An 18,754-nucleotide genomic window follows, 5' to 3' on the forward strand; every position below is an offset into this window, starting at 1 on the left:
CGGACATGCCCGACATATGGAGCTGGAGGGGCGTCAAGGGGTGCCGGGGAGACGGCGCCGATTCCGCTTGCTTCGAGTGCACTCCAAGGATCTAGCGTGGAACACATGACGGAGCACCCCCGCCCCGCGGGCCAGGACAGCTACTCGATCAGCGAGGTGGTCGCCTTCACCGGACTCACCGCGCACACCCTGCGCTGGTACGAGCGCATCGGGCTCATGCCCCACGTAGACCGCTCGCACACCGGCCAGCGCCGCTTCAGCAACCGCGACCTCGACTGGCTGGCCTTCGTCGGCAAACTGCGGCTGACCGGGATGCCCGTCGCCGACATGGTGCGGTACGCGGAGCTGCTGCGGGAAGGGGAGTCCACCTTCGAGGCACGGCAGGAGCTGCTGGAGGCGACCCGCCGTGATGTGATCTCGCGGATCGCGGAGCTCCACGACACCCTCGCCGTCCTCGATCACAAGATCGAGTTCTATGCGGGCGCCCGCCGGGCGCCGGAGAGGCACAGCGTCCGATGAATGTTGACAAGATCGCCACCGTGCAGCTGGGAGCGGACGGACCGCTGGTCGGCGTCCAGGGCCTCGGCTGCATGGGCATGAGCGAGTTCTACGGCGACACCGACGAACGCGCCGCCCGCGACACCCTCGACGCGGCCCTGGAGGCGGGCGTCACGCTCCTCGACACGGCCGACGCCTACGGGCGCGGGGCCAACGAGGAGTTCCTCGCCCCGTTCGTCGGGGCCCACCGGGACGAGATCACCCTCGCCACCAAGTTCGCCCTCGTCCGCACCGACGACCCCCACTACCGGGGCATCAGCAACGACCCCGCGTACATCCGTACCGCCGTCGAGGCGAGCCTGCGCCGGCTGGACACCGACGTCATCGACCTCTACTACATGCACCGCCGTGACCCGGCCGTCCCGCTCGCCGAGTCGATCGGCGCGCTGGCGGAGCTGGTCCGGCAGGGCAAGGTCAAGCAGCTCGGGCTGAGCGAGGTGACGGGCCCGGAGCTGCGCGAGGCGCATGCCGTGCACCCGATCGCCGCCCTCCAGTCGGAGTGGTCCCTCTTCAGCCGCGACGTGGAGAAGAGCGCCGTCGGCGCGGCGGCCGAGCTGGGCGTCACGCTCGTCCCGTACTCCCCGCTCGGCCGGGGCTTCCTCACCGGGGCCTTCACCGACGCGGGCAAGGACCTGGCCGAGGGCGACTTCCGCAAGCACCAGCCCCGGTTCACCGGCGAGAACGCCCGGACGAACGCGGCCCTGCTGGAGCCCGTCCACCGGATCGCCGCCGCGCACGGGGCGACGGCCGCGCAGGTGGCCCTCGCCTGGGTCCAGCAGCGCGCCGAGGTCCACGGCCTGAACGTGCTCCCGATCCCCGGCACCCGCAAGCGCGGCCGGCTCCTGGAGAACGTCGCGGCGACCCGGCTGACCCTGACGGCGGACGAACTGGCCGCGCTGGAGCCGATCGCGGACCGGGTGGCGGGGGACCGCTACCCGGACATGAGCAGTACGGCGGCTGCGCGGGAGTAGGCGTCACCAGGCGGCCGGGGCCCCTCACGCCAGCCCCAGCGCGAACACCGCGAACCCCGCCGCGAGCAGTCCCGCCAGCGCGCGGCGGGCGTTCGCGGCGCGGGTGCCCGCCGCCCACGGTGCCTCGAAGCGGCGCGCGTACCGGGCGATCAGCACCAGCAGCCCGGCGAACACCGGCAGCCAGGCGATCCGGGCGAGGATCCAGCCCACCGTGTCCGGCGCGGTCGTCAGCCCCGCCACCGCGGTGCCCCCCGCACCCGCGAGCGAGGCCGGTACGGCGGCGGCCAGCATCGCCGTCTGGTGCCAGCACAGGATCGTCATCGCCGACAGGTTCACCACCACGACCGGCGCCCAGAGCAGCGGCTTGCGCAACAGCCGCCCGAGCCGGTCGCGCAGCAGGACCGCCGCCCCGCTCTGGGCCGCCGCCAACGCCACCACCAGCAGCGACGGCGGATGCGAGTTCGTCCGGGCCTCGCCGGGCACGCCGACCATCGACGCCGGGTAGTGGAAGACCAGCAGCAGGACGGCGAACAGCGCCCCGCCACCGATCAGCAGCAGCCGGGCCCCGCGCTTCTGGATCCGGCCCTCGCCCCACGACACACCGAGCTGGTACGCGAACAGCCAGCCGGGCAGGATGTTCAGCACGCTCAGCCAGGACGGCATCGCCTCCGCGTACGGCCCGTAGCGCAGGAAGTCCACGACGGCGACGGAGAGCAGCAGCGGGAGCGCCGCCCAGCCGCCGAGCCGTCGTGCCGACGTGACGCAGAGCGGGGTGAGGGCCGTGACCACGGTGTACACCCCGACGAACCAGAGCGGCTGGATCACCAGCGTCGACCCCGTACGCAGTGTGTCGCCCGGTACGCCCAGCGCGGAGAGCACCGCGAGCAGCACCGCCCACACGGCGCTCACCCCGAGGACCGGCCGGCCGAGGCGGGCCAGCCGGCCGCCCAGCCAGGCGGCCGTCGTCGAGGCCCGGCGACGGTAGGAGAGGACCGAGGCGTACCCGCCGACCAGGAAGAAGATCCCCAGCATCTGGAGCACCCAGCTCGCGGGGGCGAGCGCGCCGAACGTGGCCAGCGGGCTCGCGTTGTGCAGGCCGTCGGCGTCCAGCCGGAACCCGCCGAGCATCCAGTGGCCGAGCGGCACGGCGAGCAGGGCCAGGGCACGCAGGCCGTCGACGGCCCGGTCGCGGTGGGCGGGGGTGGAGGCGTCGATGCGGGCGGCGAGCCGCCGCGCGTTCTCCCGTACGGCGTTCATCGGGCAGCCCCTTCCACGAACGGCGCGCCGGCCGGGACGGTCGCGCCGGCCGGGACACGGGCCCCTTCCGGCGTGGCGGTGCCCCGCGCGATGGCGGCGAAGGCCCGCAGCGAATCCGTCCCCGGCGCGAAGTAACCGGCATGGCCCCGGGCCTCGTTCGCCGGTACGCGACGGGCGCCGAACGCCGGGTCGGTCGGGTCCGTGCCGTGGCCGAGGCCCGCGAAGCGCACGTTCGGCACGTTGTCGATCCAGTCGGTCGGGTCCTTCGCCGCCCACACCCGGGCCTTCGTCCGCAGCCCCGCCGCATCGTCCGCCCGCATGCCGGGGGAGCCGAGGACCACCAGGTCGGTGACGGGGAGGCGGTGTGCGGCGATCCCGCAGACGACGGAGCCGTAGCTGTGGCAGAACACGGCGGGCTCGGGCAGCCCGTCCGCCGTCAGGCCCTGTGTGAACCGGGTCAGCCGCCCGGCGCCCGCCTCCGCGAGGCCGCCGGTCGCCGCGTCGATGCCGACGCCCACCGGGGTGGTGTACCCGACCCAGGCGACGACGGCCGTGCCCGGACCGGCCGCCGAGTGCAGGGTCCTGGCCATCCCGGGCGGTGCCCCGTGCGCGGCGACCTTCCGGTCGAAGGTCCCGGCGTCGTTGTCGGACCCGGGCACCACCACGGAGACACGCCGTGCGGTGCGCAGGTCCCCGAAGACCTCGGCGACCTGGCCGCGCCCACGCGGGTCGAACGCGAGGATCTGCCGGCCGGGGGCGGCGAGTGAGCGGTAACGGGGGTCGTCCTCGGCGGACAGGGCAAGGGAGTTGGCGCGGTAACGCAGCTCCAGCGGCACCCCGTCGAGATTCCCGACGACGGACGGATGCCGCACCAGCAGCAGTTGCCGCTCCCCGGAGCTCAACCCGGCGAAGAACCGGGCGACTTCGGCGGGCGTCGCCCGCTCCGGATCCGGTAGTCCCGTCCCCAGCACCCGGTCAGCCCGCCACTGCGCACTGCCCGGCGGCGGCCCGGTCAGCGCCTGCTGCGCATCCCCCGCGACCCAGCCCGTGGTGCCCGCCACCACGCTGGTGGCCAGTGCGAACGCGACCAGGGTCCTGGCGTATCGGCGCATCGTGCCCTCCCTCTCCGGATCCGCACCGTCCGGTGCGACCGGGAGGAAGGTAGGAAGAGGACGGGTGACGCGACGTCACACCGGGGAGCCAATTGCGGAGTGATACCGGGGTAGGGGGTGGGGGAGGCCCGTACCGCTACGCGGGACAACACGCGGGACAAGGAGCCCGCAACGACGGGCTACGTCCCCGCGTCCCCCGGTGTCACCAGGCCCGACTCGTACGCGAAGATGACCGCCTGCGCCCGGTCCCGCAGGTCCAGCTTGGCCAGCACCCGCCCGATGTGCGTCTTGACGGTCTGCTCGGCCAGCACCAGGCGCGCCGCGATCTCCTGGTTCGACAGCCCCCGGGCGATCAGCTCCAGCACCTCGCTCTCGCGCGGAGTCAGGCCCTGCCGCCGGAGCGCCTGCCCGGTGCGCGTCGCCCCGGCGGGCCGCTGCGCCGCGAAGTCCGCGATCAGCCGCCGGGTCACCGACGGCGCGAGCAGCGCGTCCCCGGCCGCCACCACCCGTACCGCCGCGATGAGATCGGCGGGCGGCGCGTCCTTCAGCAGGAACCCGGACGCCCCGGCGCGCAGCGCCTCGTACACGTAGTCGTCCACGTCGAACGTCGTCAGCATCAGGACCTTCGGCCGGTGCACCACCCCCGCCGGCGGGTTCAACAGCTCGCGCGCGGCGGCCAGTCCATCCATCTCCGGCATCCGCACGTCCATCAGGACCACGTCGGGATGCTGGTTGCGGCTGACGTCCACACCCCGGCGGCCGTCCGCCGCCTCGCCCACCACGTCGATGTCGCTCTGCGCCGCCAGCAGCGCCGCGAACCCGGCCCGCACCATGGCCTGGTCGTCGACGATGATCACGCGGATGGTCACAGGTCCTCCGAAGAAGGTGGTACGGCAGGGGAGTCGGACGGCGGGCCGGACGGGCCGGACGGGGGGCCCGGCGGGGGCAGCGGCATCCGGGCGGCCACCCGGAACCCGCCGTCGGGCAGCGGCCCGGTGTCCAGCGTGCCGCCGGTCAACCGTACGCGCTCGCGCATCCCCACCAGCCCGTGCCCGGTCCCGGCGCTCTCCAGCGGCGAAGCGGGCTTCGGCGCGGGCCCGTTGACCACCAGCACGTTCAGATGTCCCGCGGCCGCCCGGACCGAGACCTGGGTAGGCGCACCCGGGGCGTGCCGCACCACATTGGCCAGTGCCTCCTGCACGATCCGGTACGCCGACAGATCCACCGCCGACGGCACCTCGCCCAGATCCGCGGCGCGCGACAGCGTCACCGGCAGCCCGGCCCGTACCGTCGCCTCCACCAGCTGCTGGAGCCGGTCGAGGCCCGGCTGCGGCGCCCGGTCGCCCTCCGTCCCGTCGCTGCGCAGCACCGACAGCAGCCGCCGCATCTCGCCCAGGGACTCCCGCGCCGCCGCCGCGATGGAGGCGAACTCCTCCCGCGCGGGCTCCGGGAGACCGGAGATCCGGTACGGCGCCGAGTCCGCCTGCACGGTGATCACCGACATGTGGTGCGCGACCACGTCGTGCAGCTCGCGGGCGATCCGCGTCCGCTCCTCCAGCAGCGTGCGCTGCGCCCGCTCCGCCTCGCTGATCGTCTCCTGCTCGGCCAGCCGCCGGGTCGCCTCGCCCCGCTCCCGTACCGCCGCGCCGATCACCAGGACCACCGCGCCGAGGATCGGCAGCAGCAGGGCGCTGCCGGTGGCGCGGTCCGAGGGCGCGATCAGATGCAGGACCGCCCCGGCGGCGGCCGTCGCCGCCCACACGGCGACGACCGTGCGCCGGGTCTCGCGCAGGCCGAGCGCCAGCAGCAGGAAGAGGTAGGCCACCAGGGTCGGCGGGGGCCACGGCCAGACGTCGAGCCGCCCGGGATCGCGGGCCAGCAGCACCAGCGCGCCCACGATGTCGGCCGGGAAGATGATCCACCACGCCTGGAGAGGCCGGTGGGCGAGCATCAGCAACGGGGCCGCCTGGGCCACCCCGAGCGCCCCGGCGACCGCGCCCGGCATGCCGTACTGCGAGGTCAGGACGGTGATGGTGACCGGGATGAAGGTCGCGGCCAGGGCGAGCACCACAACGTACGGCAGCAGTCGCTGCCACCGCTTCGGCGCGTCGGCCAGCAGCGGGGTGGACGGATGGGACGTGTGGGACAGCCCGTGGGCCAGCTCGCGCAGATTGCGGCGGGCGGCGCTCAGCAGGCCGTCGGCGGGCGGCGGGGGCCCGGCGGGAGAGGAGGAAGAGGAAGTGGCCATGGCCCGGTCAGCCTAGGCAGGCGGAGGCTCCTGGGGCGTCATACCGGAGTTCCGACCCGGCCGGACCGCCTCATACTCCGGTACGGGGTGGGGGGTACGGCGTCACGACCCGGCGTACGGTCACGGGCGCCGCCGGCACGGCGTATGCGGGCAAGCCCGGTGCCGGCTCACAGCTCCGCGAGCAGCTGGGCCTTCTTCGCGGTGTACTCGGCGTCCGTCACCAGTCCGGCCCGGTGCAGCTCGCCGAGGTGATGTATCCGCTCGGCGATGTCCGCGGGGTCGCGCCGCCCGGCGGTCACCAGGGCCGGGGCGGAGACCGCGGGCGCGGGCTGGGTCCGGCGTACGGATTCCAGGACGGCGGCGGCGAACGGCAGCGACTCGTGCACCGGCCCGTAGCCCAGGCCGAACAGCACGGCGGCCGGGTCCTGGTCCGCGGCCCGGGTGACCGGAGCCGCGGCGGGCACCCCGTCGGCAGGCCCGCCGCCCGCGCTCCCACAGCCCTCGGGACCGTGCAGATCGCCCAGGCTGCCGCCGGTGCGGTGGTCGCCCGGGGCCGCCGCACGGGGCAGCAGCCGCAGGTAGCCGTCGAGCGCCTCGGGCGAGCGCCACACGATTCCGGCCAACTCGCTCACCTTGAAGGTCTGGTCGCCGGCCTTCCACTTGGTGCTGGACGCTCCGGTCCAGGACCACCGGAAGGAGACCCGCTCGCCGTCGAAGCCGGCCCGGCCGTCGTACGCCTTGAAGTTCATCGGGGCCTCGGGGGCCGCCACCAGGAAGCGGTCGGCGGGCTCGTCGGACGCCGGGTCCAGCAGGGCCCGCAGCTCGTCGGCGTAGTACTCGGCGAGCACCTCCCGCTCCGCCGGAACCACCAGGCGATAGGGGTCGCACCCCTCCTTGAGCTGCCCGGAGGCAGCCTCCACCAGAGGATCGGCACCCGCCCTCGGTACGGCACGCAGCACCACCGTGCCCCGCTTGCCGGGGGTCAGCGTCACCGACGACAGCGCCGCATACGGGATGCGGCGTTCCCGCAGGCTCTGGAAGAGCTTCGGTGTGCGGATGCCCCGTTCGTAGCGGATGAGCACGGAGTCGGTGTCGAACTCCCAGGTGGCATGAATTCCGGCCAGCACATCACCCATGTGCCTCATCGTATGCGGCACAGTCCCGCACGTCCCCCCTCGAAGTACGTCCCATTTTTTCGGCCCGGCACGGCCCTCTACGCGCGTCAGCCGTTCCGTCCGCCGGAAATACCGCGGTGGCATGCGCTGTCGGCGCTCGCGCAGCTGACCGATCCGTACGCTCCGACGCCGATCGCGGCGAAGTTGTCGAGGCTCTCGGTGCCCGGTTCGAAGTAGCCGCTGTGCCCGGAGGCCCCGGCCGCCGAGACGATCCGCGCACCGAACGCCGGGTCGACCGGGTCGGCTCCGTGACCGATCCCGCCGAACTCCATGTGCGGTACGTCCCCGATCCAGTCGTCCCCGTCCCGGGTCGCCCAGATCCGGGCCCCGGTCTCCAGCTGCCCGGCGCTGGCGGCCCGCATACCGGGGCTGCCCGCGACCGCGATGTCGGCCACCCGGTCGGGGGCCCGGTGGGCGGCCACCCCGCACACCACGGAGCCGTAACTGTGGCAGAACAACGAGACCTTCGAGGTGCCGGGCAGCGCGCCGACCATCGCGTTCAGCCGGACCGCGCCGTCCGCGGCGAGCCCGCCCAGCGCCGCGTCCATGCCGAGACCGGCCGGAGAGGTGTAGTCGGCCCACGCGATGACCGCCGTACGGGTGCCCGGAGAGGCCGAGCGCTCCGCCCCGTACAGGGATTCCGCCATGCCGACAGGGGCCGCGTACTTGCGCTTGCTGCGCTCCAGGGTCAGCAGATGGGTGTCGACGCCGGGAACGACGACGGAGACCCGTGCGGCCCGGTCGAGATCGCCGAACACCTCGGCCGCCCGGCCCTTCCCGGACGGGTCGAAGGCCAGGATCTGCCGCTTGCTCTTGAGCAGCGACCGGAACCGGTCGTGGCGGGCCTGCGCCTCGTCGCGCCCGTCCGGCGAGAGCTTCTCGTCATGGGCCCGCGCCTTCTCCACGGCCGCGGCCTGGCGGAGCGCCACCCGGTTGGCGTGGTAGCGCAGGGTGACCGGCGCGCCGTCCAGATTCCCCACCACCGACGGGTACTTGCCCGCGAGCGCGAACCGCTGCCCGGAGGTGAGGGTGGCGAAGAAGTGGGCCAGCCGATAGGCGGGGGCGTCGGTCTCCGGCAGCGCATGGCCCGCTATCCGGTCCCGCGCCCAGGCGGCGAGCGCCAGCTCGCGCGCCCCTTCGGCCTGCTGATCGCGTACGGCGCTCCAGCCCGTCGTCGCCAGCATCACGAACACCACCGCTACGGCGAGCAGCGCGCGCCATACGGTCAACGTGGGGGAGGTGTCGAAGGAAGTCACTGCGCCACACCCTAGGAGACGCGCGCCGACGTCCGTGATGCGGGTGACGTACATCACCCGTCCGCGAAGGATTGACCCCGGATTCCGCACGGAGAGTCACAGCCGCCCCGTGGCTGCGCTACCGGTGACCGTCGGAAACGCTCCGGCTCTCACGCCAGTCGCGGGCGAGGGCCGGGACGAGCTGGTCGAGATACTCCTCGGTCAGATCGCGCAGCGCCTCCACGCTCGGATCGACCCCGTGCCCCCACAGCTGGCCGGTCACCCGCATCACCCCGGAGAACGCGGCCACGGCCACCCGGGGCCGGGGGTCCCGCTCCACGTCCAGCCCCTCGCGCTCCGCGATCAGCAGGGCGATCTGGTTCTCCAGGGCGATGCCGCGCCGCATATGGGCGGCGAGCAGGGACGGGGTCGACTCGATCATCTGGTAGGTCCGCATGTGGAGGTCGACGGTGATGACCTCCTCGATCGCCTCGCCGATGCTGTTCCACGCACACAGCACCGCCCGGCGCATGGCCTCGAAGGGCGCTTCGTGCGCGGGGCGCCGGCGCAGCTCCTCGATGAAACGGGACTCGACCATCTCCTGCACGGCGAAGGTGGTCTCCTCCTTGCTCGCGAAGTAGCGGAAGAAGGTGCGCTGGGAGACCTCCACGGCGTCGACGATCTCGTCGACGGTGGTGCGTTCGTACCCCTGGGTGGTGAACAGTTCGAGGGCGGCGCGCAACAAGGCGTCGCGGGTGCGCTGCTTCTTGCGTTCACGCAGTCCGGGGCGGGGCTCGACTGTCTGCCCGTCGGTCACGTACCGGTCCCTCTTTTCCCGTGTTTGTCCAGCTCAGCATACCTGTGAGCCACGTGTGAGCTACGTGACAGTTACTGACTTGTGAATTGGTTTGTCAACTGTCAGACGCTGTCACTAGTCTCCCCCGTATGACTAGTCAGACCACCGTCGAGAAGGCGCCGCGGGAGCCCGAAGACAACGCAGGACCCGCCCCGGTCAAGGGGCTTCGCGGCCACCCCTGGCTGACCCTCTTCGCCGTCGCCATCGGCGTGATGATGGTCGCCCTCGACGGCACCATCGTCGCCATCGCGAACCCCGCCATCCAGAAGGACCTCGGCGCCACGCTCGCCGACGTCCAGTGGATCACCAACGGCTATCTGCTCGCCCTCGCCGTCGCCCTGATCACCGCGGGCAAGCTGGGCGACCGCTTCGGCCACCGGCAGACCTTCCTCATCGGCATCGCGGGCTTCGCCGCCTCGTCCGCCGCCATCGGCTTCTCCGAGGAGATCGGCCTCGTCGTTCTCTTCCGGGTGCTCCAGGGCCTCTTCGGTGCCCTGCTGATGCCGGCCGCGCTCGGCCTGCTGCGCGCCACCTTCCCCGCCGAGAAGCTGAACATGGCGATCGGCATCTGGGGCATGGTGATCGGAGCCTCCACCGCGGGCGGCCCGATCGTCGGCGGTCTGCTCGTCGAGCACGTCAGCTGGCAGTCGGTCTTCTTCATCAACGTGCCGGTCGGCATCGTGGCGCTCGCCTTCGGCCTGGTGATCCTCAAGGACCACCGCGCCGCCAACGCGCCGCGCTCCTTCGACATCCTCGGCATCGTGCTGCTCTCGGGTGCGATGTTCGCCCTCATCTGGGGCATCATCAAGGCCGGTGAGTCCTGGGGCTGGGGCGACGGCCGGACCTGGGCCTGGCTGGCCGCCGCCGTCGTGCTCTTCCTCGTCTTCGGCCTCTGGGAGACCAGGGTCCGCGAGCCGCTCGTCCCGCTGGGGATGTTCCGCTCCATCCCGTTGACGGCCGGTGTCGTCCTCATGACGCTGATGGCCTTCGCGTTCATGGGCGGCCTTTTCTTCGTGACCTTCTTCCTCCAGGGCGTCCACGGCCTCAGTCCGGTCGACAGCGGTCTGCGCCTGCTGCCGCTGACCGCCATGATGATCGTCGCCTCGCCGGTCGCCGGCCTGCTGATCACCAAGTTCGGCCCGCGCGTCCCGCTGGTCGGCGGCATGGTCTGCACGGCCACCGCGATGTTCGGCATGACCACGCTCACCGATTCCACCGGCACCTTCGCGATGTCCCTCTGGTTCGCCCTGCTGGGCTGCGGGCTCGCCCCGGTCATGGTCGGCGCCACCGAGGTCATCGTCGGCAACGCGCCCATGGAGCTGTCCGGCGTTGCCGGCGGTCTCCAGCAGGCCGCCATGCAGGTCGGCGGCGCGCTCGGCACCGCCGTCCTCGGCGCCGTCATGTCCGCCAGGGTCAGTGCCGACTTCGCGGACAACTGGGCGGGCGCGGGCCTGCCCGGCGCACCCGACCCGAAGCTGGAGGAGGCCGCGGAGTTCGGCGTGGTCCCGGTCGACGCCCTTTCCAAGGCTCCCGGCATGACGCCGGACATCGTCGAGCGCATCGGCGGGGTCATCCACGACACCTTCATGTCCGGCATGGGCCTGGCCTTCACCGTCGCGGGCATCGTCGCGGTCGTCGCCGCCTTCGTCGCCACCCTCACCAAGCGCGGCGAGAACGCCGAGGCGGGTGCCGGGGTCGGTCACATCTGACGCGCCCCGCACGACAGCCCCGACGGCGCAGATCGTCAACACAGCGCAGGTCACAGCCCCGCCGAATCCTTTCGGCGGGGCTGTCGCCTATCAGGGTGGAGCACCCCGGCCCCTCTTCCGCGCCGCTCGTCCGGTGACGCAGAGTGAGCGTCGTCAGCACAGCACCGACCAACCACGGGGGTTGATCCACCATGCGCACGAACGTCACCCGTCCGCGTCCCCCGCGTACGGGCCTCACGCGTACGGCCGCTCTCGCGGCCGTACTGGCCGTTTCCGCACTCGTTCCCCCGGCCCTGGCCCACGACCGGGCGGCCGCCGCCCCCGAGCGGTCCCGGGCCGTCGCTCTCGGCTCCTGCGAGGCGGGCAGGCTCTGCCTCTGGAAGAAGCCCGACTTCGCCGGGGCCCGCCACACCTTCGAGCTCTCCGACACCGACATCGAAAGCTGCGTCCCCCTCCCGAAGGGCGGCGACGCCCAGTCCCTCGCCAACCGCACCGGGCGGCCCGTCACCACCTACCAGTCCGCCGAGTGCGCGGAGACGGGCGAGTTCGAGACGTACCCGGGCGGAGGCACCTGGGCGCCCCGGTCCCCGTACCAGGTACGCGCCTTCAAGATCTGGGAGAACTGAGCCCGGACACACGGGAGGGGCGGCGGCGCTCCCGCGCCACCGCCCCTCCCGGCCGTTCCTGCCTACGCGTCGCCGCCCGCCGCGCCCGGATCGGCCGCGGCCACGTCCAGGAGCTCGTAGCGGTCGACGGCCTTCTTCAGGGCCGACCGGTCGACCTTGCCCTCCTTGGCCAGCTCGGTCAGCACCGCCAGCACGATCGACTGCGCGTCGATGTGGAAGAACCGGCGGGCCGCACCCCGGGTGTCCGCGAAGCCGAAGCCGTCCGCGCCCAGCGACTGGTACGCGCCCGGCACCCAGCGCGCGATCTGGTCCGGCACCGAACGCATCCAGTCCGAGACCGCCACGAACGGGCCCTGGGCCCCTTCGAGCTTCTTCGTCACGTACGGGACGCGCTGCTCCTCCTCCGGGTGCAGGAGGTTGTGGCGCTCCACCTCCACCGCGTCACGGCGCAGCTCGTTCCAGGAGGTCGCCGACCAGACGTCCGCCTTGACGTTCCACTCGTCCGCGAGGATCTTCTGCGCCTCCAGGGCCCAGGGGACCGCCACACCCGACGCCATGATCTGGGCCGGGATCTCGCCCTTCTCGCCGGTGGAGAAGCGGTGGATGCCCTTGAGGATGCCCTCGACGTCCACGTTCTCGGGCTCGGCCGGGTGCTGGATCGGCTCGTTGTAGACGGTGAGGTAGTAGAAGACGTCCTCGTTCGCCTCGCCGTACATCCGGCGGAGCCCGTCCTGCATGATGTGCGCGATCTCGAACCCGTAGGCCGGGTCGTACGCGACACAGCCCGGGTTCGTCGAGGCGAGCAGCTGAGAGTGGCCGTCCGCGTGCTGGAGGCCCTCACCGGTCAGGGTCGTGCGCCCGGCGGTCGCGCCCAGCACGAAACCGCGCGAGAGCTGGTCGGCCATCTGCCAGAACTGGTCACCGGTCCGCTGGAACCCGAACATCGAGTAGAAGACGTACACCGGGATCAGCGGCTCGCCGTGCGTGGCGTACGCCGAACCGGCCGCGATCAGGGAGGCCGTGCACCCCGCCTCGGAGATGCCGTCGTGCAGCATCTGGCCCGTGGGGGACTCCTTGTACGCGAGCAGCAGCTCCCGGTCGACCGCCTCGTACTGCTGCCCCAGCGGGTTGTAGATCTTCGCACTCGGGAAGAACGCGTCCATGCCGAAGGTGCGGTACTCGTCGGGGGCGATCAGCACGAACCGCTTGCCGATCTCCTTGTCCCGCATGAGGTCCTTCAGGATGCGGACGAACGCCATGGTGGTGGCGATCGACTGCGAACCCGAACCCTTCTTCGCTGCCGCGTACGTCTTGTCCGCGGGCTGCGGCAGCGGCTTCGCACGGACCACCCGGGTCGGGACGTAACCGCCCAGACTCTGCCGGCGGTCGTGCATGTACTGGATCTCCTCCGAGTCGCGGCCCGGGTGGTAGTAGGGCGGGTAGCCCTCGTCCAGCTGCTTGTCCGTGATCGGGATGTGCAGACGGTCCCGGAAGCGCTTGAGGTCCTCGACCGTGAGCTTCTTCATCTGGTGGGTCGCGTTGCGGCCCTCGAAGTTCGGCCCCAGGGTCCAGCCCTTGACCGTCTGCGCCAGGATGACCGTCGGCTGGCCCTTGTGCGCCTTGGCCGCCGCGTAGGCCGCGTAGACCTTGCGGTGGTCGTGACCGCCGCGCCCCAGGTGCAGGATCTGCTGGTCGGTCATGTCCTTGACCATGTCCCGCAGCCGCGGGTCGTCGCCGAAGAAGTGCTCGCGGATGTACGCGCCGGTCTCGGTGGCGTACGTCTGGAACTGGCCGTCCGGCGTGGTGTTCAGCTTGTTGACCAGGATGCCCGTGCGGTCCTGCGCCAGCAGCGGGTCCCAGGAGCGGTCCCAGACCAGCTTGATGACGTTCCAGCCGGCGCCCCGGAACTGCGACTCCAGCTCCTGGATGATCTTGCCGTTGCCGCGCACCGGACCGTCGAGCCGCTGGAGGTTGCAGTTGACGACGAAGGTCAGGTTGTCCAGGCCCTCGCGGGCCGCGATGGACAGCTGGCCCAGCGACTCCGGCTCGTCCATCTCGCCGTCGCCCAGATAGGCCCAGACGTGCGACTTGGAGGTGTCGGCGATGCCGCGCGCCTCCATGTAGCGGTTCATCCGCGCCTGGTAGATCGCGCCGAGCGGGCCGAGGCCCATCGAGACGGTCGGGAACTCCCAGAAGTCCGGCATCAGCCGCGGGTGCGGGTAGCTGGACAGCCCGTTCGGGGCCTTCGACTTCTCCTGGCGGAACGCGTCGAGCTGCGCTTCGCTCAGCCGGTCCAGCAGGAACGCGCGGGCGTAGATCCCGGGGGACGCGTGCCCCTGGAAGAAGATCTGGTCACCGCCGTCGCCCTGGTCCTTGCCCCGGAAGAAGTGGTTGAAGCCCACGTCGTACAGCGAGGCGGAGGAGGCGAAGGTGGCGATGTGGCCGCCGACGCCGATGCCGGGGCGCTGGGCCCGCGAGACCATCACGGCGGCGTTCCACCGGGTCGCGTTGAGGACCTTGCGTTCGATCTCCTCGTCGCCGGGGAAGAACGGCTCGTCCTTCGTGGCGATCGTGTTCACGTAGTCCGTGCTGCGCATCTCGGGCACCGCCACACGCTTCTCGCGTGCGCGCTCGATGAGCCGGAGCATCAGGTAGCGGGCCCGTTCGCGGCCGCGCTCGTCGACGGCGGCGTCGAGGGAGTCCAGCCATTCCTTGGTCTCCTCGGGATCGAAATCCGGGACCTGGCTGGGAAGGCCGCCAATGATGATCGGGTTGCGATCGGATCCGGAAGCCACACTGTTCCTTCGCTGTTCGGTGGTGCTCTACGGGGCTGTTGCGGGGAAACCTGCCCCCAGACAGCTCTGCCAACTCTGTCAACTCTGTGTGCGCCGCCTCCATCGTGCTACCGCGAGGGCCCGAACGTCATCTCTACCGAGTGGTAACCCGAAGGTTCGGAAAACTCGCCCGGCGGGCACGAGTGTGGGCAGTACGCGGCTGGGTACGGGCAAACCGCAACCTTACGCCCAAGCCGTCCAAGCGTTCCCAAAGGCTGTTCGACTCCTAATGGCGGAGCGAAACCGCATAAGCTGAGGAAGGACGTAAACGGATGGAGCGAACCGGGGCAGGCCCCGGGAAGCCGCCGGAGAGACATGCCGGAACTTGCGGTGACGTGGCAGGGAACGTCACCGTATAGGCGGTCTCGCACACTGGGTACTTGCGCGATTCGCCGGGCCCGTGTGGACTACGGCCTACGCCCCGCGCACGCGCGTGGCTGCAGCATTTTCCGAAGACATGATCAGGAGGCAACCCGTGAGCGCGACCGCGGACCACGCGGAGGAGCGGACCAACCCGGCGGCACGCCTGGGGTTCGAGCCCGGACAGGTGGTCCAGGAGATCGGCTACGACGACGACGTCGAGCTGGAGCTCCGTGAGGGCATTGAGGCCACTACCGGCCAGGAACTCGTCGACGAGGACTACGACGACGTCGCAGACGTCGTCCTGCTCTGGTTCCGCGACGAGGACGGCGACCTTACGGACGCGCTGGTGGATGCCATCGGTCTGATCGAGGACGGCGGGATGGTCTGGCTGATGACGCCGAAGACCGGCCGTGACGGATACGTCGAACCGAGCGACATCAATGAGGCCGCCCAGACGGCCGGGCTCGCCCAGACCAAGAGCATCAGCGCGGGCAAGGACTGGACGGGCAGCCGTCTGGCCACCCCCAAGGGGGCCAAAGCCAAGCGCTGAACCGCTTTTCGCACCACCCCGAGGCCCTCACGGGCGCATCCGCACCCGTGAGGGCCTTCGTACGTCCGCCGCCGGGCTGCGTAGGGTGGGAGCCACCCGGACGGGCCCGGCCAGGGTCCCGGGCAAGCGGAGAAGCGGCGAAGGGATACGTGTTCCATGACGATCGAGGTCGGCAGCCAGGCCCCGGACTTCCAGCTCAAGGACAACCACGGCCGGACCGTGCGCCTGTCGGAGTTCCGCGGTGAGAAGAACGTGGTGCTGGTGTTCTACCCGTTCGCCTTCACCGGCGTCTGCACCGGCGAGCTGTGCGCGCTCCGCGACGAGCTGCCCCGCTTCGAGGACGAGGACGCCCAGATCCTCGCCGTCTCCAACGACTCCATCCACACCCTGCGCGTCTTCGCCGAGCAGGAGGGGCTGGAATACCCCCTGCTGTCCGATTTCTGGCCGCACGGCGAGACCTCGCGGGCGTACGGCGTCTTCGACGAGGACAAGGGCTGCGCGGTGCGGGGCACCTTCGTCATCGACAAGGCGGGCACCGTCCGCTGGAGCGTCGTCAACGGCCTCCCGGACGCCCGCGACCTGAAGGACTACGTCAAGGCGCTCGAAGCGCTCTGAGACGATCTCCTGGCGACGCCCGGTCAAAAGCCTGTTTTGGCCGGGAACCGGTCACTAGGATCCAATCGTTGATCCGATGCCAACGAACGACGGGGACGCTGGTGTCTGCCGGCCCCTGAGAAAACTACTGGAGGACTCGTGGGAGTCAGCCTCAGCAAGGGCGGCAACGTCTCGCTGACCAAGGCCGCGCCCAACCTGACCGCGGTCATCGTCGGTCTGGGCTGGGACGCCCGCACCACCACCGGGGGTGACTTCGACCTCGACGCCAGCGCGCTGCTGACGAACCCCGAGGGCAAGGTCGCCGCCGACGGCAATTTCGTCTTCTTCAACAACCTGAAGAGCCCCGACGGCTCCGTCGAGCACACCGGTGACAACACCACCGGTGAGGGCGAGGGCGACGACGAGGTCATCAAGGTGAACCTCGCCGGTGTCCCGGCCGACGTCGACAAGATCGTCTTCCCGGTCTCGATCTACGAGGCCGAGACCCGCCAGCAGAGCTTCGGCCAGGTCCGCAACGCGTACATCCGCGTGGTCAACCAGGCCGACAACACCGAGCTCGCCCGCTACGACCTGAGCGAGGACGCCTCCACGGAGACCGCGATGGTCTTCGGCGAGCTCTACCGCAACGGCGCCGAGTGGAAGTTCCGCGCCATCGGCCAGGGGTACGCCTCCGGCCTGCGCGGCATCGCCCAGGACTTCGGCGTCAACGTCTGACGTTCTGGCGCCAAGGGGGTGGCCGGCCGGTCCTGATCCGCCGGACACCCCGACCGGGCGCTTTCGACGCCCGACCCCGGGCGTCGAAAGCGCCCGGCAGCGTTTTTTCACGACTCGGGGAGGACACACATGGGCGTCACGCTCGCCAAGGGAGGCAATGTCTCCCTCTCCAAGGTCGCACCCAACCTCACCCAGGTGCTGGTCGGGCTCGGCTGGGACGCACGCTCCACCACGGGCGCCGCTTTCGACCTCGACGCCAGCGCTCTGCTGTGCCAGTCGGGCCGGGTGCTCGGTGACGAGTGGTTCGTCTTCTACAACAACCTCACGAGCCCGGACGGCTCCGTCGAGCACACCGGCGACAACCTCACCGGTGAGGGCGACGGCGACGACGAGTCCGTCATCGTCCGCCTCGACCAGGTGCCGGCCCACTGCGACAAGATCGTCTTTCCGGTCTCGATCCATGACGCGGACAACCGGGGCCAGGCGTTCGGCCAGGTCAGCAATGCGTTCATCCGCGTGGTCAACCAGGCCGACGGCCAGGAGCTGGCCCGCTACGACCTGAGCGAGGACGCCTCGACGGAGACCGCGATGATCTTCGGCGAGCTCTACCGGTACAACGGCGAGTGGAAATTCCGTGCAGTCGGCCAGGGGTACGCGTCAGGCCTGCGCGGCATCGCTCTAGACTTCGGCGTCAACGTTTCATAATGCCGCGCAGGACCTAGGCGCGGGGGGCCCCGACGCACGGGGGAGACCCTTTACCAACACGATGGGGTAGCCAGTGGTACTGAAAACCTTCGGCTGGTCGTTCGCGGTCACCGCGCTCGGCCTGGTCGCAGCGATTTTCTACGGGGGGTGGCAGGCTTTCGGCATCGTCGCGATCCTGTCCGTCCTGGAGATCTCGCTGTCCTTCGACAACGCGGTGATCAACGCCGGAATCCTGAAGAAGATGAATGCCTTCTGGCAGAAGATCTTCCTCACCATCGGCATCCTCATCGCCGTCTTCGGTATGCGACTGGTGTTCCCCGTCGTGATCGTCGCCGTGAGCGCCAAGCTCGGGCCGATCGAGGCCATCGACCTGTCCTTCAACGACCCGGACAGGTACAAGGAACTGGTGACGGACGCCCATCCGTCGATCGCCGCCTTCGGTGGCATGTTCCTGCTGATGATCTTCCTCGACTTCATCTTCGACGAGGACCGGGACATCCACTGGCTGCGCTGGATCGAGCGTCCGCTCGCCAAGCTCGGCAAGGTCGACATGCTGTCGGTCTGCGTGGCGCTGATCATCCTGATGATCACCGCCATGACCTTCGCGACCCAGGCCCACCAGCACGGTGGCGGGCACGTGGACAAGTCGGCGACGGTCATGCTCTCCGGCATCGCCGGTCTGATCACCTACCTGATCGTCGGCGGGCTCTCCGGATTCTTCGAGAACAAGCTCGAAGAGGAGGAGGAGCGTGAGCACGAGGCCGAGGAAGAGGCCAAGAAGAAGGGCAAGCCCGTCACCGGGGTCGCCCTCGCCGGAAAGGCCGCGTTCTTCCTCTTCCTCTACCTGGAAGTCCTGGACGCCTCGTTCTCCTTCGACGGCGTCATCGGGGCCTTCGCCATCACCAACGAGATCGTGCTGATGGCGCTCGGTCTCGGTATCGGCGCCATGTACGTCCGTTCGCTCACCGTCTACCTGGTGCGCGAGGGCACGCTCGACGACTACGTCTACCTGGAGCACGGCGCGCACTACGCGATCGGCGCCCTCTCGATCATCCTGCTGATCACCATCCAGCACGAGATCAACGAGCTCATCACCGGCTCGGTCGGCGTGATCCTGATCGCCCTCTCCTTCTGGTCCTCGGTCAAGCGCAACCGCGCGCTCGCCGCCGGATCGGGTGAGGGCGGCGGCTCGGGCACCAAGGCGGAAGTGTCCTCCGGGGTGTGAC

The 18,754-nt window shown here is 70.8% G+C and carries 17 protein-coding genes; 9 read left to right on the plus strand and 8 right to left on the minus strand.

Features of this window, described 5'->3' with window-relative positions; all coding sequences use genetic code 11:
• Window positions 1-105 precede the first annotated feature (105 nt).
• Both IE145_RS25825 and IE145_RS25830 read left to right on the plus strand, forming a co-directional pair.
• Window positions 106-519 (plus strand): MerR family transcriptional regulator, encoded by a 414-nt coding sequence (locus IE145_RS25825; RefSeq protein ID WP_189527858.1) that lies wholly within the window; start codon window positions 106-108, stop codon window positions 517-519.
• Entirely contained in the window at window positions 516-1,529 is a 1,014-nt protein-coding gene (locus IE145_RS25830; RefSeq protein ID WP_189527859.1) for an aldo/keto reductase, read from the plus strand. The genes IE145_RS25825 and IE145_RS25830 overlap by 4 nt, the downstream gene beginning before the upstream one ends.
• Window positions 1,530-1,553: 24 nt before the next feature.
• Here IE145_RS25830 and IE145_RS25835 read toward each other — a convergent pair whose 3' ends face one another.
• The 7 genes from IE145_RS25835 to IE145_RS25865 all read right to left on the minus strand — a co-directional run bounded on the left by IE145_RS25835 (window position 1,554) and on the right by IE145_RS25865 (window position 9,373).
• Window positions 1,554-2,786, minus strand: a complete 1,233-nt coding sequence (locus IE145_RS25835) for an acyltransferase family protein (protein ID WP_189527860.1) — start codon at window positions 2,784-2,786, stop codon at window positions 1,554-1,556.
• Window positions 2,783-3,898, minus strand: a complete 1,116-nt coding sequence (locus IE145_RS25840; protein ID WP_189527861.1) for an alpha/beta hydrolase — start codon at window positions 3,896-3,898, stop codon at window positions 2,783-2,785. The genes IE145_RS25835 and IE145_RS25840 overlap by 4 nt, the downstream gene beginning before the upstream one ends.
• A 179-nt stretch (window positions 3,899-4,077) precedes the next feature.
• A complete protein-coding gene (locus tag IE145_RS25845) occupies window positions 4,078-4,767 on the minus strand; it encodes a response regulator (protein ID WP_189527862.1) in 690 nt (229 codons plus the stop codon).
• Window positions 4,764-6,146: a sensor histidine kinase gene (locus IE145_RS25850; RefSeq protein WP_189527863.1), complete on the minus strand. Its 1,383-nt coding sequence runs from the start codon at window positions 6,144-6,146 to the stop codon at window positions 4,764-4,766. The genes IE145_RS25845 and IE145_RS25850 overlap by 4 nt, the downstream gene beginning before the upstream one ends.
• Window positions 6,147-6,313: 167 nt before the next feature.
• Window positions 6,314-7,282 (minus strand): DUF4429 domain-containing protein, encoded by a 969-nt coding sequence (locus IE145_RS25855; RefSeq protein WP_189527864.1) that lies wholly within the window; start codon window positions 7,280-7,282, stop codon window positions 6,314-6,316.
• Between the two features lie 86 nt (window positions 7,283-7,368).
• A complete protein-coding gene (locus IE145_RS25860; protein WP_189527865.1) occupies window positions 7,369-8,577 on the minus strand; it encodes an alpha/beta hydrolase in 1,209 nt (402 codons plus the stop codon).
• Window positions 8,578-8,695: 118 nt separating this feature from the next.
• A complete protein-coding gene (locus IE145_RS25865; protein WP_189527866.1) occupies window positions 8,696-9,373 on the minus strand; it encodes a TetR/AcrR family transcriptional regulator in 678 nt (225 codons plus the stop codon).
• A gap of 251 nt (window positions 9,374-9,624) precedes the next feature.
• On the opposite strand from IE145_RS25865, the gene IE145_RS25870 reads away from it, so the two are divergent.
• Both IE145_RS25870 and IE145_RS25875 read left to right on the plus strand, forming a co-directional pair.
• Window positions 9,625-11,121, plus strand: coding sequence for an MFS transporter (locus IE145_RS25870; protein WP_373296636.1), 1,497 nt, complete (start codon window positions 9,625-9,627; stop codon window positions 11,119-11,121).
• Window positions 11,122-11,312: 191 nt separating this feature from the next.
• Window positions 11,313-11,747 (plus strand): peptidase inhibitor family I36 protein, encoded by a 435-nt coding sequence (locus IE145_RS25875; protein WP_229825813.1) that lies wholly within the window; start codon window positions 11,313-11,315, stop codon window positions 11,745-11,747.
• A gap of 62 nt (window positions 11,748-11,809) precedes the next feature.
• On the opposite strand, the gene aceE is transcribed toward IE145_RS25875, so the two are convergent.
• Complete coding sequence (gene aceE / locus IE145_RS25880; protein ID WP_189527868.1) at window positions 11,810-14,542, minus strand: pyruvate dehydrogenase (acetyl-transferring), homodimeric type; 2,733 nt, start codon at window positions 14,540-14,542, stop codon at window positions 11,810-11,812.
• A gap of 514 nt (window positions 14,543-15,056) precedes the next feature.
• On the opposite strand from aceE, the gene IE145_RS25885 reads away from it, so the two are divergent.
• The 5 genes from IE145_RS25885 to IE145_RS25905 all read left to right on the plus strand — a co-directional run bounded on the left by IE145_RS25885 (window position 15,057) and on the right by IE145_RS25905 (window position 18,753).
• Window positions 15,057-15,494 carry a DUF3052 domain-containing protein gene (locus IE145_RS25885; RefSeq protein ID WP_010070596.1) on the plus strand — a complete coding sequence of 146 codons (438 nt, stop codon included), beginning with the start codon at window positions 15,057-15,059 and terminating at the stop codon, window positions 15,492-15,494.
• A gap of 156 nt (window positions 15,495-15,650) precedes the next feature.
• Window positions 15,651-16,109, plus strand: a complete 459-nt coding sequence (locus tag IE145_RS25890) for a peroxiredoxin (RefSeq protein WP_189527869.1) — start codon at window positions 15,651-15,653, stop codon at window positions 16,107-16,109.
• A gap of 138 nt (window positions 16,110-16,247) precedes the next feature.
• The gene (locus IE145_RS25895; protein WP_006124182.1) at window positions 16,248-16,823 is read left to right on the plus strand and encodes a TerD family protein; all 576 of its coding nucleotides are present in this window, start codon (window positions 16,248-16,250) and stop codon (window positions 16,821-16,823) included.
• A 129-nt stretch (window positions 16,824-16,952) separates the two neighbouring features.
• A complete protein-coding gene (locus tag IE145_RS25900; RefSeq protein ID WP_010057499.1) occupies window positions 16,953-17,528 on the plus strand; it encodes a TerD family protein in 576 nt (191 codons plus the stop codon).
• Window positions 17,529-17,601: 73 nt separating this feature from the next.
• Entirely contained in the window at window positions 17,602-18,753 is a 1,152-nt protein-coding gene (locus tag IE145_RS25905) for a DUF475 domain-containing protein (protein WP_189527870.1), read from the plus strand.
• The last annotated feature ends 1 nt before the right edge of the window (window position 18,754 follow it).

This window comes from Streptomyces sindenensis, from assembly GCF_014649035.1.
Lineage (GTDB): Bacteria > Actinomycetota > Actinomycetes > Streptomycetales > Streptomycetaceae > Streptomyces > Streptomyces sindenensis.

Coding starts and splice junctions, on each gene's coding strand:
- IE145_RS25900 (WP_010057499.1), top strand. CDS start 16,953: ATGGGCGTCACGCTCGCCAAGGGAGGCAATGTCTCCCTCTCCAAGGTC.
- IE145_RS25850 (WP_189527863.1), bottom strand. CDS start 6,146: ATGGCCACTTCCTCTTCCTCCTCTCCCGCCGGGCCCCCGCCGCCCGCC.
- IE145_RS25825 (WP_189527858.1), top strand. CDS start 106: ATGACGGAGCACCCCCGCCCCGCGGGCCAGGACAGCTACTCGATCAGC.
- IE145_RS25890 (WP_189527869.1), top strand. CDS start 15,651: ATGACGATCGAGGTCGGCAGCCAGGCCCCGGACTTCCAGCTCAAGGAC.
- IE145_RS25840 (WP_189527861.1), bottom strand. CDS start 3,898: ATGCGCCGATACGCCAGGACCCTGGTCGCGTTCGCACTGGCCACCAGC.
- IE145_RS25830 (WP_189527859.1), top strand. CDS start 516: ATGAATGTTGACAAGATCGCCACCGTGCAGCTGGGAGCGGACGGACCG.
- IE145_RS25870 (WP_373296636.1), top strand. CDS start 9,625: ATGATGGTCGCCCTCGACGGCACCATCGTCGCCATCGCGAACCCCGCC.
- IE145_RS25855 (WP_189527864.1), bottom strand. CDS start 7,282: ATGGGTGATGTGCTGGCCGGAATTCATGCCACCTGGGAGTTCGACACC.
- IE145_RS25875 (WP_229825813.1), top strand. CDS start 11,313: ATGCGCACGAACGTCACCCGTCCGCGTCCCCCGCGTACGGGCCTCACG.
- IE145_RS25835 (WP_189527860.1), bottom strand. CDS start 2,786: ATGAACGCCGTACGGGAGAACGCGCGGCGGCTCGCCGCCCGCATCGAC.